Source organism: Paenibacillus sp. F411 (assembly GCF_017582705.1).
GTDB lineage: Bacteria > Bacillota > Bacilli > Paenibacillales > Paenibacillaceae > Paenibacillus_AQ > Paenibacillus_AQ algicola.
Genome location: NZ_JAGFIP010000015.1, coordinates 45,329 through 60,820, shown reverse-complemented (window position 1 = coordinate 60,820; position 15,492 = coordinate 45,329). Strand labels below are relative to the sequence as shown.

The following is a 15,492-nucleotide window of genomic DNA, read 5'->3' as shown; positions in this document are numbered from 1 at the left end:
GACAAAAATTGCTGGTTTCAGACATTCAGTAAACATTCAGCTTCTGTTAAGGAAGGCATCAGGTTTCGTTAAGCTTTTTTTCAGGTTGGAAACCTATACTGTGAACTGTAAGATCATTCAACCCTAAAGGAGAGATTCACATGAACAACAAAACATTGAGCTTGAAAGTATTGGCGGGAACCATGGCGGCGGGATTGTTGCTGGGCGGAGCTGGATATATGCAGAATCAGACCTTTGCGGCAGCAGTACAGGAACAAGGCACGACCGTAACGGATTCGGGCAGCGGAGAGGCTTCCACAGAGCGCGAGGGAAGAGGCTTTGCAAGAGAAGGCATGAAGCGCGGCGGCTTCCAGGGAGGCCAGGAGGGCCAGCGAGGCGGTCACGGCGGACATATGAATATGCTTGAGACGGCAGCGGCTGCATTGAGCCTGGAGCAAAGCGCGCTGATGGAGCAACTGAAAGCCGGCAAGACGCTGAATGAGATTGCGGACGGACAGGGAGTTGCCCGGGAGGATCTGCTGGCTAAGCTGACTGCAGCATTCACAGAACAAATTGACACACGCCAAAGCGAAGGAAAGCTTACCGAGGAGCAGGCTGCACAGCAGAAGGAGCAACTCAGCGAGCGAGTTGCAACAATGGTGGATCAGGCCGGCTTTGCCCAGGATAAAGGAGAGGCTGGCCGGGGTCACGGCAAGGGCGGCTTCAAATTCGGCAGCCTGACTAAGGCTGCAGACATTCTCGGCATGACAGAGGAGGAGCTGAAGGCCGGGCTGAAGGAAGGCAAATCTATGGCCGAGCTGGCTGAAGCCAAGGGCATCTCTGAATCGCAGCTGATTGAGCAGCTGAAGGAGCAGATGACCGAGCCGCTGCAGAAGTGGGTAAACAAAAAGCGCGGAGCATCGGAGACCGGGGCTGAAGCTGAAGCTGCTGAAAACGAACAACTGTAAACCGATGATCAGTATTACCAAGAGGACCGCCGTCTGGATATTCCAGCGGGGGTTCTTTTGTTCCTGTTCAGAGGGAAACATAAACGATAAAAAAGAAGGGTTGACCTTAACGCAGCGTCAAGGTTTATGATCAAAGCCAGGGGGTGATCGAGAGTGGAGTATACGATACAGAAGCTCGCGGAGATGGCGGGTGTGAGCACCAGAGCCTTGAGATATTACGATGAGATCGGGCTGCTGCACCCGAACCGGATCAGCTCCTCCGGCTACCGGATATACAGCCGCAGGGAGGTCGAGCGATTGCAGCAGATTATGTTTTACCGCGAGCTCTCTCTGCCGCTGGATACCATCCAGGAGCTGCTGGATGCGCCGGGCTTTGACAGCCTCGCCGCGCTGAAGGGACATCGGGAGCAGCTGCTAGGACAGAAGCAGCGGCTGGACCTCTTGATTCAGAATGTAGAGCGCAGCATTGCTGCAGCAGAAGGGAGCATGACGATGCGTGATGTAGACAAATTTGAAGGGTTTAAGCGTCAGCAGGTGGAGGAGAATGAGAGGAAATACGGGGAAGAGCTTCGGACGAAGTACGGGGAGGAGACGGTTTCGCGGGCCAATCACAAGCTTCAGGGCATGTCGCCGGAGCAATATGAAGCCGTAACAGCGCTGGAGCAGCAGCTGAAGGCAACGCTGGCGACAGCGATGCAGTCGGGTGACCCGGCCGGAGAGCAGGCTCAGCAGGCAGCGGAGCTGCACAAGCGCTGGCTGTGCTTTTACTGGGACAGCTACAGCAAGGAGGCCCATGCAGGGCTTGCACAGATGTATGTGGATGACGAGCGGTTCACCGCCTACTATGATCAGGAGCAGCCGGGCACGGCGGCTTTTTTGAGAGACGCGATCTTGGTCTATACCGGTCAATAAATCAGTATTTAAAAAGCCCTCCTTGGCCTGCCTGTCATCATCAGGCAGGCCAAGGAGGGCTATATCAGCTTTACACTTGCAGGGGAGGCGGATTACAAGAGAAACGGTCTCTTTATTCCCGCGGAATTCTTCGCGCTACGCCGCTCTGCACGGCAGCCTTGACCACCCGCTCGCGAATGGCCTTGACCACATTCTGGTTGAAGACGCTCGGAATGATGTACGAGGCATTCAGCTCTTCCGCAGGAACGGCAGAGGCAATCGCTTCCGCCGCCGCCAGCTTCATCTCCTCGTTGATGGTGGACGCCCGGCAATCCAGTGCAGCGCGGAAAATGCCGGGGAAGCACAGCACATTGTTGATCTGGTTCGGATAATCCGAGCGGCCGGTTGCAATGACAGCAGCGATGTCCTCAACCTCCTCCGGCTGGATTTCCGGCACCGGGTTCGCCATGGCGAAGACGACCGGCCGCTCCGCCATAGATTGAACATCCTCCCGGCTCAGTACGCCTCCGGCGGACAAGCCGATAAATACGTCGGCACCCTGGATTACATCCTTCAGGGGGCCATCCAGTCTCTTGGGGTTCGTGTGCTCCGCGTACCACTGCCACATGGCCTGATCGTAGGATTTGTCGCGGGTCAGAGCTCCAGCACGATCCACTCCGATCAGCTCGCCGACACCGGCAGCGAGCAGAATCTTGCTGCAGGCAACCCCGGCGGCTCCGATGCCGCAGATCACGACCTTAACCTGGTCCAGGGGCTTATCGACCACCTTCAAAGCATTAATCAGGGCAGCGTGCAGCACCACGGCGGTGCCGTGCTGGTCATCGTGGAAGACAGGGATATCGAGCTCCTCCCGCAGACGCGCTTCAATCTCGAAGCAGCGCGGAGAGGCGATATCCTCCAGATTGATGCCCCCAAAAGCAGGAGCAATCGCCTTGATTGAGGCGATAATCTCCTCCGTATCCTGGGTATCCAGGCAGATCGGAAAAGAATCCACACCTGCAAATTGCTTGAAGAGCATCGACTTGCCCTCCATGACCGGCATGGCGGCGTACGGGCCGATATTGCCGAGCCCCAGCACGGCGCTGCCGTCAGAGATCACGGCAACCGTGTTTCTTTTTATTGTAAGTGTATACGCTTTCTTAGGATCCTCCTGAATGGCGGTACAGACGCGCGCGACATCCGGAGTATACACTCTGGACAGATCATCCCGGTTGTTGATCGGTACTTTGGGGTTGGTCTCGATCTTGCCGCCCAGATGCATAAGAAAGGTACGGTCGGAAATGTTCACAAGCCGGACGCCGTCCAGGCTCTTGACCGTATCTGTAACTTTGCTGATATGCGCGCTGTCGGTTACGGTAATCGTAATGTCCCTGACGGTGGTGTGGCCAGTGGACTGAATGACGTCAATCGCTACCATATCTCCACCGGCTTCCGAAACTGCCGAAGCGACCTGGCCGAATTTGATCCGGTTCGTGTCCATTTCAAGTCTGAGGATAATACTTTTGCCTCCGAGTCCTGTATGCTTCATAGCAACCTCCCGAGTAAATAGGATCAGTCTTGCGATAATACCTTCTAGATCCTGCATGCCAATCCCTGCTTTTAATTCAACTAAGAAAAGGAGCCCGCTACTACTCAACCCAAAAGATGGTGTATCCGCCAACGAAGGCGTGGTCGCTGCAGAAAGAGGGGGCTTCCGATCGCTGTTGTCCCCAGATTTCTTGTTCATACCGCTTGGCGGATGAATCCGGGGACAAAGGCGAGCGCTCCGCTTCTCCAGCCTCCCTCTTCCCTCCGCTCCTTCGTCATCTACTGCAAAACCGTCAAGATAGAACGGAAACCCTCTGTTCCATAATCAACCTTCGTTTTCATTCAGCCCGTACACGTCCTTGTATAACCTGATCGCAAGGGGGACGCAAGAAGGAGACGGGCAAGAACCAAGCCGACACCTACTACTTTGATGTAGAGCAGTGCAAGAGGTGTCCCTTGAAAGAGGGATGTTACAAGGAGGGCGCCAAGAGCAAGACGTACTCCGTCACCATTAAATCCGGGGTGCACGCCAAACAAATGGCGTTTCAGGAAAGTGAGGCTTTCAAAGAAAAAGGCAAAGAGCGCTACAAAATTGAAGCGAAGAACAGCGGACTCAAGCACAGACACGGGTATGATGTGGCCACATCCTCGGCTCTATCCGGCATGCATATGCAAGGAGCAATGGCTATATTCGTGGTGCATCTGAAACGAATCTTTACATTAGGAAGCTGAAAGAAACCGAAAATAGGGGCACCGTGCTCGCTTTTATTGCGAGCTCGGTGCCCCTTTTTTTATATTAAAGTCTTTTGCAGCTAGAATCGTATTTAGATAAGAACACCTTGTCTATTTGTAGGCGCATAGGAAGTAAGTTATTCTATTCTTTGAGTCTGAATCCAACGCTAATTAAAGACAGGAGACATGCAGCTATGGAGCAATCATTAAACAAGCAGGAGCTGGAACAATTTATCGCGTCCCGGACGGGTGCGGCGGTGGGAGATATCCGTCTTGTGCTGAAGCATGAGGAGGCTTATCTGCAAAAAGCGCATCAGGGCGCCAAGGGTGAGGTCGATATTGACAGCGACGACCTGGTGGATTATGTGCTGGAGCAGCGGGACGTCTCTCTCAGCGAGCTTGTCGTAGAGCAAATTCTGGACAGCGAGATGGACTACCTGGTGTCCAAAGGGCTCGCAGGCTATCTCGACTAGACAACTCTGCATCCCTCGTCAAAAGAGCCGTCCTCCGGATTACTGCAATCCGGAGGACGGCTCTATTTCGTGTGCGGTGCAGCCAGGATGTCCTGGCGAAGCCTTTATTTCACCTGGATCCATACAATAAAGATCACGGCAGCGAGCACCAGTCTATAGATGGCAAACGGCACCAGCTTGATCCGGTTGATCAGCTTCAGGAAGAAGCGAATTGAGATGAGGGCAAACAGAAATGCACTGATAAAGCCCGCGATGAAAAAGGGAAGGGCGCTCATGGAGAAATACTCCAGGTTTTTGACCAGGGAAATAAGGCTTGCGCCAAACATAATCGGCACAGCCATAATGAACGTAAAGTCGGCGGCTGCGCGGTGACTCATCCCCAGCATGACACCACCGGAAATGGTGGAGCCCGAACGGGAGAAGCCCGGTAGAATGACCGACAGGCATTGGAACAGCCCGACCCCGAGTGCCTGCTTGTAGGTCATCTGATCAACGGTCGTCACTTGTGGCTCCCGGCGGCTGAAGCGGTCGGCGACAATCATCAGCACCGCCCCGGCGGCAAGGCCGATCATCACCGTCTCCACCGAGAACAGATATTCATCAATAATATCCTCGAAGAACACACCCAGCAGCCCTGCTGGCAGCAGGCCGACGATGACCTGCGCGAGCTTCAGGCGTCTGCCATGCTCCGCCCCCGGCGCCGGCTGCTTCCGGCGGATGCCCAGCAGATCCATAAACCGGCTCCAGAAGACGATAACGACGGCAAGGATAGAGCCCAGCTGGACGACGACCTTAAAGGTGTTCGCAACGTATTTCCCCAGAAACTCCTCTGATTTCAGCCACATGTCGTCCATAATAATCATGTGTCCGGTGGAGGAGACCGGCGCAAATTCGGTCAAGCCCTCCACCATTCCGAGAATGACGGCCTTCATAAATAATACAAAATCCATCGTAATCCCAACTCTCCTTCATTCAAATGAACTATCTGAACAAGCCGTCTGTCTTCTTGATTCTAGGCCGACTTCTTGAATTTGCGAATGAACAGAATGACCGCAAACACGCCTGCTGCTGCAATCAAGCCATACGCTATGTATGAATATACATCCATAAAAGCCACGATGTCCTCCCAGGCGTCGCCAAGGACAGAGCCCAGCATGACCAGGATGATGTTCCAGATCAGGGTGCCAAGGGTAGTAAACAGCAGAAACATGCCGAATTTCATATTGGACATGCCGGCCGGAATCGAGATGAGGCTTCGAATGAGGGGAACCATGCGACAGAATAACACCGTCCAGTAACCGTACCTGTCGAACCAGCGGTCTGCGCGGTAAATATCCTCATGTTTGACGCGGAGTATATGCCCCCATCGATCTACTAGCTTCTCCAGCCGCTCTACATCCAGCAGCAGCCCGATGCCATACAGTATACATGCACCGAAGACGGAGCCCAGTGTTGCCGCAAGAACAACGCCCGGGGCGGTCAGCTCGGTGTACGTCGTCATAAAACCGCTGAAGGTCAGGATCACCTCCGACGGGATGGGAGGAAATATATTTTCCAGGGCCATCATAAGGAATACGCCCCAGTATCCATACTGCTCGGTAAATTGTGTAATCCAGTTCTCCAAGTGGCATCACCTCTGAATCCGTTATGGCCGCAAAGCCTATTCTATTATATAGCTGCCTGGCTGACATGGATAGTAGGGAGGAGCAGCACAGGCCGACTCTAGCCGGAAAAGGCTCCATTCCAGCCGGTTTGTGTCGAAGTTGGCAATCTTGTGCGAATTAAGGGTATGCTGTAATGAGGCTGGGGTATTATACTATTGGTCTTCATCTTTTAAATCTGGAGGGATACTTAACCATGATGAATAAAGCCTTTAAAGCATTGCTTGAGCCTGTACAGCTTCAATCAGGACTTCAATTGCATAACCGCCTGGTCATGGCGCCGATGACAAATTATGCTTCTCACGAGGACGGCACCGTGTCCCCGCAGGAGCTGCAATATTATGCAAGGCGCTCAGCCGGAGTAGGGGCGGTTATTACCGCCTGCACCTATGTATCGGGAAATGGCAAGGGCTTTCCCGGTGAATTCGGCGGCCATAGTGATGAGATGACATCCAGTCTGGCCCAGCTGGCAGACACCATTCATTCGGGAGGCGCCAAAGCCATCCTGCAGATCTTCCACGGAGGACGCTCCTGCCCGCCCGAGCTTGTGAACGGCGACGTGGTCAGTGCCAGTGCAGTGGCCTCGGAGGAGCGGGGCGGCGGCGTACAGCCTCGCAGTCTGTCAGATGAAGAGATTCGGGACATTATCTCCGATTTCGGCGAGACGACACGCCGAGCCATCGAGGCCGGCTATGATGGTGTCGAGATTCACGGAGCGAACGGATATCTCATCCACCAGTTCTTCTCTACGCATTCCAACCGCAGAGAAGATGAATGGGGCGGCAGCCTGGAGAAGAGAATGGCATTTCCGCTGGCTGTAGTGAAGGAGGTCACCGATGTGGTTCGGAAAAAGGCTGACCGTCCGTTTGCCGTCGGGTACCGCTTCTCTCCGGAAGAGGCAACAACGCCGGGCTTTACCCTGGATGATACTCTGGCTTTAGTGGATAAGCTGGCGGAAGAGCCGCTGGATTATCTCCATGTGTCCCTGATGGACTACACCATCAAGCCAAGAACAGGCCCGGATGTGACAAAGACCACGCTTGCGCTGCTGCTGGATACGATTGGTACGCGGAAGCCGCTGATTGGCGTCGGCTCGGTGCATACCCCGGAGCAGGCGATGGAGGTGCTTGCAGCAGGCTCGGCGCTGGTAGCCTTGGGCCGTGAGCTCATTGTAGAGCCGGACTGGGTAAAAAAGGTTGAAGAAGGCCGGGAAGAGAGCATCCGCACTACCGTCGGCCCGGAGGACCAGGAGGAGCTGGTCGTGCCTGACGCGCTGTGGAATGCCATCATGAACGTGCCAGGCTGGTTCCCGGTTCGGGACCGCAATGAAGCTCACTGAACAAGGGCCAGGCGGACGCGAAACACACTGCCTTCACCGGGTGTGCTTTCAACTGCAATCATGCCGCCGTGGGCTTCCACAATGGAGCGGGAGATCGCTAGCCCAAGGCCCGAGCCCCCCGATTTACGGGCTCGGGAGACGTCGCTTCGGTAGAAGCGGTCAAAGACATAGGGCAGGGCATCTGGAAGGATGCCGGAGCCGTTATCCCAAACGCTCAGCTCGGCCTCATTATGGGTCCGGATCAGCTTGACCGTGATGCTGCCCGTGGAGGGATCCGTATGCTGTACCGCGTTGTGAAACAGGTTCAGCAGCACCTGCTTGAACTTGTCGGGATCACAGGCGCTGATCAGCTCCTTCTGAAGCTGAAAGACGGCCTGCCGATCACCGGCAAGCACGGTCAGGCTGGGCTCCACCTCAGCAATCAAGGCGGCGAGGTTTACTGTCTGCAGCTCCAGGCCCGGTGAACGATCCAGGCGGGCCAGGAGCAGCAGATCCTCGATCAGCTTCTTCATTCGGCCGGATTCTCCGTGCATGCTCCGCAAAGCAGCCTCCAGCTGGGCCGGACTGACATGCCCCCGAAGCAGCACCTCCAGGAAGCCGTGAATAGACGTCAACGGGGTACGCAGCTCATGCGAAGCATCCGCGATGAATCTGCGCATTCCCTCCTTAGCCTCCACCTCTGCCCGGAATGAGTGCTCCAGCCGCTCAAGCATCCCGTTGAACGATTGCGCAAGGCGGTCAATTTCAACCTGGCCCTGAGAAGCCGGGAATTTCTCATTCAGCGTCTGTGCCCCGGTTCGCTGCACCGCAGCCACCATATTATCAAGGGGAGTCAGGGTCCGGCGCAGCAGGGGCAGATACAAGGCGACTCCCCCGGCAAGAGCAAGCAGAGACAATACGCCAAAGGTCATCAGCTGGCGCATGATGACGTCCTGCAACGGAGCTGCACTTACACCCAGCTGCATTAAACCCTGCGGCTGGGCGGGGCTCCCGATCAGCCGGAACACGACCAGCTGCTTAGTGCCATCCGGTCCATCAACCAGCCGGTACAGCTCGGGAAGCCGGGTTTCCGCCGACATCAGCGCAAGATAAGCTTCAGTGCCCAGCTGGGGCGGGGCATAGCTGTGGCCGCGAAGAGCCTGAAGCTGCCCTTCCCTGTTGATCCAGGCCAGAGAGGTGTCCGGAAGCAGCAGGAGCGGCCTGCGATTCAAGGGCTCGGCAGCTTCTGCTGTCTCTCTATTCCGGCTCCTTCCCCCGGGAACCGGGGCTTCACCGCCAGTACCGCCACTCCCTCCGCCTGTCATCCATATCTCGCGAAAGTCCATCGACAGACTCCGCAGCTGGGCATGCATCATGTCGGCCTGATTCTGATAAATGACACTTCGCATCAGCACATACTGAACAAAACCGATCATAAGCAGCAGCACCGCCAGCACGAGAAGGGAGCGGGACAGCAGCTGATACCGCAGAGAACGGGGGCCCTCCCGCAGCCGCTGAAGGTACCTCCTCATGGCAGATCGAGCCGGTACCCGGCTCCCCGAAGCGTGCGGATCAACCGGTGCTCCTTATCTCCAAGCTTCTCGCGCAGAGAGCGGATATACACCTCTACAATATTGTCCTGGCCCCCGAAATCATAATCCCACACGAGGCTTAAAATGGTACTCTTGCTGAGCACGGTGCCATTCTTCTGTATGAGCAGCCTGAGCAGATCATACTCTGTTGGAGAGAGCGCCAGTGGAGTACCTTCATAGGTAATGCGGCGTTTGCGGTCATCCAGCCTGAAGGGGCCTGCAGATACTTCGCCCAGCAGTCCCGGAAACTGATTCCGAACCCGGGCCAGAATGCGGGCCAGCAGCTCTTCGAAGCTGAAGGGCTTGGCCATATAGTCATCGGCGCCGATCCGCAGGCCCTCGACACGGTCCCCGACCTCATCGCGGGCCGTCAGCATGATGACGGCAGCGTCGCTGCCGGCGGCCTTCAGCTCGCGGCACACCTCCATGCCGTTCATGCCGGGGAGCATGACGTCCAGAATGATGACATGCGGCTGAAAGGCTTCCGCCGCCGCCAAGGCCTTGCGTCCGTCGTCCGCCAGCTTAATCTGACATCCTTCCCCGATCAATCCCATTTCGAGAAATTCTAAAATATGCGGCTCATCGTCCACCAGTAAAATCCGGACACCGCCTAAGGCTGCAGATGCTTTCATATACTAATTCCTCCCGTGCGTGTACCCATCGCTACACCTATCATACCGGAGCTTGCTGAAAAGCAGATGAAAAACAGAAAAATTTTCTCATAGCGATACTGAATAGCTCCTGCCCATAAAAGGATTGACAAGCCCTTGACGCCATCCTATACTTCATAATTGTTGAAATTCTAAAATTGAGGCTGTGGACTTTTCTAGAGCTAGCTCTATTTTCGCCACACCATTGTCATATAATGACAGTGGTGTGGCTATTTTATTTCAGAGGGGAAAGAAGCAATGAAGCGATGGCATTATGCATGGATTGTTTTTTTGGGCGGCTGCTGCTATGGGGTGTTGTCCACCATGGTCAAGCTGGCATACGCTGCAGGCTTTACCGTAACCGAGGTCACGGGAAGCCAGTACGCGGTGGGCGCACTGCTCGCCTGGGTCGCCGTGATCATCACCGGAAGAAAGCGAGCCCGCTCCCGCTCCAGTCTTAAGCTGCTGCTCTCCGGCATTCCGTTTGGCCTGACCGGCATTTTCTATTATCAGTCACTGCAGACGCTGAATGCGTCGCTGGCCATCGTCATCTTATTTCAGTTTGTCTGGATTGGCACGCTGTTTGAGTGGCTGTTCTACAAGAATAAGCCTTCGAGGCAGAAGCTTTTGTCTATTCTGGTGCTGCTGGCCGGCTCGGTGCTTGCAGCGAATCTTCTGCAGAGCGGGGGGCTTGCGGCTTCCGCAGCAGGCATTCTCTGGGCGTTGCTGGCGTCGCTCACATTTACGGCGTTCATCTTTCTCAGCAGCGCAGTCGGCAGAGACACACCGGCAATGCTGAAGACGGCGCTGTTATCGACAGGCGGCATGATCACTGTATTTCTATGCTTTCCGCCCGTCTTTATCCTGGACCTTTCGACCGTAAGCGGAGTGGCTCCTTATGGATTTCTGCTGGGTCTGTTCGGCGTCGTGCTCCCGCCGCTGCTGTTCTCCATCGGCATGCCGCATGTCGGGCCGGGGCTTGGCACTATACTGACGGCCTCCGAGCTGCCCGTAGCCGTTTCTATGTCTGCTCTCGTGCTGGGAGAGCCGGTAGCCTGGCTGCAATGGCTGGGGGTGCTGCTCATTTTGGGCGGCATTGTGATTGGCAACCGTAGAAGATCCCGGCCTTCGGCTGCAAGTTAGCTGCTAAATAACAGTAATCCAACCATATAAACGGTATAAAAGAGACTTTAGTCCCTTGTTTTTGGTAAAAAGTGGAGTGGGGAACCATGTACAATGTAGCATGCGTGCCCGGATGTCATCCCGATATAATGAGGGCGGGAGTACGGAGAGGGGCCGGATAACCCGATCAGACATCTGGGAGGAATACCGAACATGAACTTGAACATGATGAACAACTCCAGCAAACCGTGGAAAAAAATCTGCACAAGCGCGCTGCTTTCTGTCGCGATCGCCGGGGCTTTTGCCTTTGGTCCGGCACAACAGGCAGCGGCTGCCGCCTCAGCTGAGGCATCGGGCAATGTCTATCTGCGCAGCACGCCTTCTTCCGGAGGCAAGGTTGTGGACAAGATTTATAAAGGCGACGATGTGAGCATTCTGGCGCAGTCGGGCGACTGGTATCGCATTCGTACCGGAAACGGGACGACGGGTTATGCTTCCACCAAATACATTGAGGCGGCCAATACGTCGGTTAAAGGCGTGTCGAGCAGCTCGAGCGTCGAGAAGGTCATTCAGTCGGGCATGAAATATTTGGGCACACCCTATGAATACGGATCGAGCCGCAGCACAACCACCACGTTTGACTGCTCGGACCTGATGCGTCAAATCTTTATGGAGGGAGCGGATCTGAAGCTTCCGTCCGACTCACGCTCCCAGGGTGCCTACATTCAGGAGAAGGGGGCCGCGGTGTACAGCACCAGCCAGTTGAAGCGCGGGGATCTGGTATTCTTTATGAGCTACCGGGGATCTTCTGCTTCAGCGTATGCCGGGGTGAACAAGTCATCGCAGAGAATTACCCATGTCGCCATGTACCTGGGAGATGGCAAGCTGCTGCACACGTACTCCAGCCAAGCCGGGGGAGTCATGGTTGATGACTTTGACGGCTCCTGGAAGTATCGCTTCCTGTTTGGCGGCTCTCCCCTATAAAGCCTCTTATCTATAAAGGAAATGGGTAAGGCCCGGTACATTTGCTTTTTCCGCTGGCATCCTTTAATGTGGACTCCGTAGAAAATGACGCTGTGCATATCAGCGCTAAACGAGGTGAAGCATGAACGGACAACAGCGATCCGCGATCCGGCCAGGCCTTGTGGTGGATATTGTTATCAAGCAGCATCAGCGGACAGGACAGCTTACCCGCGGAGTGGTGAAGGATCTCTTAACGAACTCGCCAACCCATCCGCATGGGATCAAGGTCCGCCTCCAGGACGGTCAGGTCGGCCGGGTAAAGCATATTGTAACCGAAGGCTCTAGCTAAATAAAAAGCCGCTTCCAGAGCGCATGGATGAATTCGTAAATCCGTGCGTAAAGAAGCGGTTTTTTGTGTTTGATTTCGTGGTAAAACGTCTAACTCTATATATGAAGCGATAGTAAGATGTGCCCATAAACAGAACCAAGCACAGAGAGAAAGAGGTGACGGGACGAATGGCTTACAACCTGCAGGATATCGCCCGTGTTTCCGGTGTCGGAGCTCCCAGGCTGCAGGAATGGATAAGGCAGGGATTGCTGCAACTGTCCCCGGATGAAGAGGGCAGCACCCGTTTTGAGGAACAGGATCTGCTGAGATTGCAGCTCATCCTTTTAAATATGGAGCTACACATCCCTGCAAGTCAGCTGAAGCTGACTTTGGATGAGCAGGAGCAGGACATTATCGCGGCGCTGCTGGCCCACAAGCAGAGCCTGATGGACAAGGTCCGCCGGCTCCAGATGATGACAGAGACGATTGACCGAACCCTGTCTGATCTGGAGAAGGGGGCGGGGCCGAATCCGGAGACCTGGCTTGCCGGGCTGGGAGGCCAAGGCGCTCCGGAGTCCGGCTATTTGAGCAATGACAGTCTACACATTGAAGAAGGCCCCTCGCAGGAGGGGCGGGAGGAGGACAGCCGCTGGTCCAAGGATGATTATTTGAGCACCCAGAAGGAAGCGGATGAGATTTATCTGGATCTATGCCGGGCCATGGATTCCGGCCTGAAGCCGGAGCACCCGGAGGTGCAGAGCATCATTGACAGGCACTACCGCTGGGTAGGCCATTTCTACACGCCGAGTAAGAAGATATATATTGATCTTGGAGAGCTGTACGTGGAGCAGGATGATTTCAAGAAGCTGTACGATGTCTATCATCCGCGCCTCGCCCACTATCTTCGGGATGCCATGAAGGTGTATGCCGAAGCCAGATTATAGTCCTGCACAACAGGACGGCATGCTTACAGAGTCTCCTGCAGAATACCGACGAACTCTTCCAAAAATTGCTGATCCTCCGGGCTGAACCGGTTCTTCATCGGGCTGTCGATGTCCAGCACGCCGAACAGCTTCCCGTCCTTCCGTACGGGAATGACAATTTCGCTGTTGGAAGCTGCATCACAGGCGATATGTCCAGGGAAGGCATGGACGTCTTCCACGACGAGCGTCTTCAGGAGCGCCGCTGCTGTGCCGCATACGCCGCGGTTCAGCGGAATGCGAATGCAGGCAGGCAGTCCCTGGAACGGTCCGAGGACCAGCTCCTTGCCATCATAAATATAAAAGCCGACCCAGTTAATATCCTTCAGAAAATGCTGAAGCAAGGCTGAGGCGTTCGCCATATTGGCTACGCTGCTGGGCTCGTCGTGGATCAGAGCTTTGAGCTGTCCCAGAACCTGGGTATATTGTTCACTTGCCGTTCCTTCGTAAGGCATATTGTGGAACATAAAGGGATCACCTCTTTATAAAATTAGAATTATTCTAAGATAGTATAAGCGGAAGAGATCGTCAAGAGGGGTTTGATGCCGGCTGATTATGCCTGTCCCGGAACGGGTAATAAGTAAGGGATTGCAGGCCGCGGCCTAGAAGAGTGAAGGGAGATACAGCCAATGCGTGCAGATGTACAAAGCTTGTTTATCGGCATTCATATGCTTTACCACGCTCATCAACGGGATCTTACGATCAGCGATATGCAGCCAGAGCTGGAACGCCACGGCTACAGAGTGGGAGACCGGGAAGTGAAATACGAGCTGGAGCGACTGACCCAGGAGAACTACCTGACGTCGCATGGTGAAGGCTACAGCATTACCGGAGCAGGAATTGAAGAGTTTAAAGAAATTCAGCGTAAGCTAAAGGAATTATGCGGTGAAGTGCTGCAGCCTGTAGATAAAGGCCAGGCAGCCGATACGCTGGCGTAATGCAGGTCATATAAGCTGCATCGGCTTTCAAACTTAAACAGCCTCTGTCAAGACGGATTGTCTTGACAGAGGCTGTTTTTTTAGATGTTTGGAGCTACAGGCTGGAAATCGAATCCGGAAAGAGCGGGACGCGCGCCGACGAGTCAGCCGATTCCTTTGCAGCCCCTACAGACTCTAGAGCAGACTTAGACGCGGCCGAGGCTTCACCAAGATATTCCCGGATAAAGGACCGAACCTCCTCGCGGTACTGCTGGGGATGGACATGGTAGGCTGCGGCATGATTTGCGCCTTCAATCAGCAGAAGCCGTTTGGGACCCTGCTTGGCTTCGTACATGTCCACGCTCATATGAGTGGGAACATAATTATCGCGGGAGCCGTGAATAAAAAGCACAGGAAGCGGACTTTGCTGCACGCTGCGGATGGGACTGACCTGCTCGAAGCTAAAGCCTGCTTTTTTGCGGATCCGGTTGTTAACCCATTTCAGGAAATGAACAGGCAGCCTGTTCAGCTTCGTAATCTGATGCTTCATCAGCTCGCTGAGATCCGAGTAAGCACAGTCGGAAATGACGAGCTTCACCTGGGGTGGGACGTCCAGGGATAAGTACTCCAGCACCGTGCCGCCGCCGAGAGATTGACCATGAAGACCGATTTCGAGCTCCTCGCCATAATGCTCAAGCAGCCAGTTCACCCAAGCCTGCACATCATATTTCTCCTGATAGCCGTACGTAGTAAAGCGGCCCTCGCTCTGCCCGTGACGGCGCTGGTCGATCAGCAGCACATTGAATCCTTCCTCCGTAAACATATCCAGGAACTGGGTGGAGAAAGCCCGGGAGCCGGTGTAGCCGTGCACGATAATCATCCATCGCTTGGAGCGGGGATGCGGTGCTATGGCGGCGCCGGATAGCTTAAACCCGTCGATGCTCTGCAGGGTAACCTCGGTCTTGGCCAGTGCCTCGTAGCGGTCCCGGCTGTACAGTCCCAGACCTTCCAGGATGGTAAACAGCCGCAGGTCGTTCTTGACCCTCATCTGCGTAATTTGAACGTACCCGAACTGCGTGATGGCTGCAGTCAGCATGACCATCAGGATGACAATCGTAATGGCAATATACATTCCACATGCGCCTCCTTTCACCGAAAATCGCCGCGCGTCTCTCATCAGGTTTCATATTGACGAATTCATAAGGCATCACTCAATATAGAGTCATCCGCTAACGGCAGCTTTTTTGTTCGTGAACCGTGGTGGATCACCCGGATTTATATCATTACACTTGGCTTAGTATGGCCGAAAAGGCAAAAAAGAAGTCAAAAACTTTTAAACCTGAAACTACGGTTTCGAACCAATGTGCAGT

At 54.7% G+C, this 15,492-nt stretch carries 16 protein-coding genes and 1 pseudogene; 10 read left to right on the top strand and 7 right to left on the bottom strand.

Features of this window, described 5'->3' with window-relative positions; genetic code table 11:
• Positions 1–140 precede the first annotated feature (140 nt).
• Together JJQ72_RS15225 and JJQ72_RS15220 are read left to right on the top strand one after the other, a co-directional pair.
• Positions 141–947: a hypothetical protein gene (locus tag JJQ72_RS15225; protein WP_208204201.1), complete on the top strand. Its 807-nt coding sequence runs from the start codon at positions 141–143 to the stop codon at positions 945–947.
• 153 nt (positions 948–1,100) lie between these two features.
• Positions 1,101–1,859 (top strand): MerR family transcriptional regulator, encoded by a 759-nt coding sequence (locus JJQ72_RS15220; RefSeq protein WP_208204200.1) that lies wholly within the window; start codon positions 1,101–1,103, stop codon positions 1,857–1,859.
• 112 nt (positions 1,860–1,971) lie between these two features.
• On the opposite strand, the gene JJQ72_RS15215 is transcribed toward JJQ72_RS15220, so the two are convergent.
• Complete coding sequence (locus JJQ72_RS15215; protein ID WP_208204252.1) at positions 1,972–3,387, bottom strand: NAD-dependent malic enzyme; 1,416 nt, start codon at positions 3,385–3,387, stop codon at positions 1,972–1,974.
• Positions 3,388–3,773: 386 nt separating this feature from the next.
• On the opposite strand from JJQ72_RS15215, the pseudogene JJQ72_RS15210 reads away from it, so the two are divergent.
• Positions 3,774–4,118, top strand: a pseudogene (locus JJQ72_RS15210) (transposase); the annotation flags it as partial.
• 194 nt (positions 4,119–4,312) lie between these two features.
• Positions 4,313–4,591, top strand: a complete 279-nt coding sequence (locus tag JJQ72_RS15205) for a DUF2309 domain-containing protein (RefSeq protein ID WP_138224431.1) — start codon at positions 4,313–4,315, stop codon at positions 4,589–4,591.
• Positions 4,592–4,695: 104 nt separating this feature from the next.
• Here JJQ72_RS15205 and JJQ72_RS15200 read toward each other — a convergent pair whose 3' ends face one another.
• On the bottom strand, positions 4,696–5,541 hold the full coding sequence (locus tag JJQ72_RS15200; RefSeq protein ID WP_138224433.1) for an undecaprenyl-diphosphate phosphatase: 846 nt from the start codon (positions 5,539–5,541) through the stop codon (positions 4,696–4,698).
• Positions 5,542–5,603: 62 nt separating this feature from the next.
• Positions 5,604–6,215: a DedA family protein gene (locus JJQ72_RS15195; RefSeq protein ID WP_208204199.1), complete on the bottom strand. Its 612-nt coding sequence runs from the start codon at positions 6,213–6,215 to the stop codon at positions 5,604–5,606.
• Positions 6,216–6,451: 236 nt separating this feature from the next.
• On the opposite strand from JJQ72_RS15195, the gene JJQ72_RS15190 reads away from it, so the two are divergent.
• Entirely contained in the window at positions 6,452–7,591 is a 1,140-nt protein-coding gene (locus JJQ72_RS15190) for an NADH-dependent flavin oxidoreductase (RefSeq protein ID WP_481856855.1), read from the top strand.
• On the opposite strand, the gene JJQ72_RS15185 is transcribed toward JJQ72_RS15190, so the two are convergent.
• Entirely contained in the window at positions 7,585–9,102 is a 1,518-nt protein-coding gene (locus JJQ72_RS15185; protein WP_208204197.1) for a sensor histidine kinase, read from the bottom strand. The two genes, JJQ72_RS15190 and JJQ72_RS15185, sit on opposite strands and share 7 nt — an antisense overlap.
• Positions 9,099–9,794, bottom strand: a complete 696-nt coding sequence (locus JJQ72_RS15180; RefSeq protein WP_208204196.1) for a response regulator transcription factor — start codon at positions 9,792–9,794, stop codon at positions 9,099–9,101. Before JJQ72_RS15180 ends, JJQ72_RS15185 begins: the two co-directional genes overlap by 4 nt.
• A 276-nt stretch (positions 9,795–10,070) precedes the next feature.
• Here JJQ72_RS15180 and JJQ72_RS15175 point away from each other — a divergent pair, with 276 nt between their 5' ends.
• The 4 genes from JJQ72_RS15175 to JJQ72_RS15160 all read left to right on the top strand — a co-directional run bounded on the left by JJQ72_RS15175 (position 10,071) and on the right by JJQ72_RS15160 (position 13,169).
• A complete protein-coding gene (locus JJQ72_RS15175; protein ID WP_138224441.1) occupies positions 10,071–10,955 on the top strand; it encodes an EamA family transporter in 885 nt (294 codons plus the stop codon).
• Positions 10,956–11,147: 192 nt separating this feature from the next.
• Complete coding sequence (locus JJQ72_RS15170; protein ID WP_243896120.1) at positions 11,148–11,918, top strand: C40 family peptidase; 771 nt, start codon at positions 11,148–11,150, stop codon at positions 11,916–11,918.
• Between the two features lie 121 nt (positions 11,919–12,039).
• Positions 12,040–12,246: a YwbE family protein gene (locus JJQ72_RS15165; protein ID WP_208204195.1), complete on the top strand. Its 207-nt coding sequence runs from the start codon at positions 12,040–12,042 to the stop codon at positions 12,244–12,246.
• A gap of 167 nt (positions 12,247–12,413) precedes the next feature.
• A complete protein-coding gene (locus JJQ72_RS15160) occupies positions 12,414–13,169 on the top strand; it encodes a MerR family transcriptional regulator (protein WP_208204194.1) in 756 nt (251 codons plus the stop codon).
• A 23-nt stretch (positions 13,170–13,192) separates the two neighbouring features.
• Here the strand turns inward: JJQ72_RS15160 and JJQ72_RS15155 are convergent, their stop codons facing one another.
• Positions 13,193–13,672 (bottom strand): GAF domain-containing protein, encoded by a 480-nt coding sequence (locus JJQ72_RS15155; RefSeq protein WP_208204193.1) that lies wholly within the window; start codon positions 13,670–13,672, stop codon positions 13,193–13,195.
• A gap of 162 nt (positions 13,673–13,834) precedes the next feature.
• Here JJQ72_RS15155 and JJQ72_RS15150 point away from each other — a divergent pair, with 162 nt between their 5' ends.
• Positions 13,835–14,143, top strand: coding sequence for a hypothetical protein (locus tag JJQ72_RS15150; RefSeq protein ID WP_138224449.1), 309 nt, complete (start codon positions 13,835–13,837; stop codon positions 14,141–14,143).
• A gap of 94 nt (positions 14,144–14,237) precedes the next feature.
• On the opposite strand, the gene JJQ72_RS15145 is transcribed toward JJQ72_RS15150, so the two are convergent.
• Positions 14,238–15,254 carry an alpha/beta hydrolase gene (locus JJQ72_RS15145; RefSeq protein ID WP_208204192.1) on the bottom strand — a complete coding sequence of 339 codons (1,017 nt, stop codon included), beginning with the start codon at positions 15,252–15,254 and terminating at the stop codon, positions 14,238–14,240.
• Positions 15,255–15,492 lie beyond the last annotated feature (238 nt).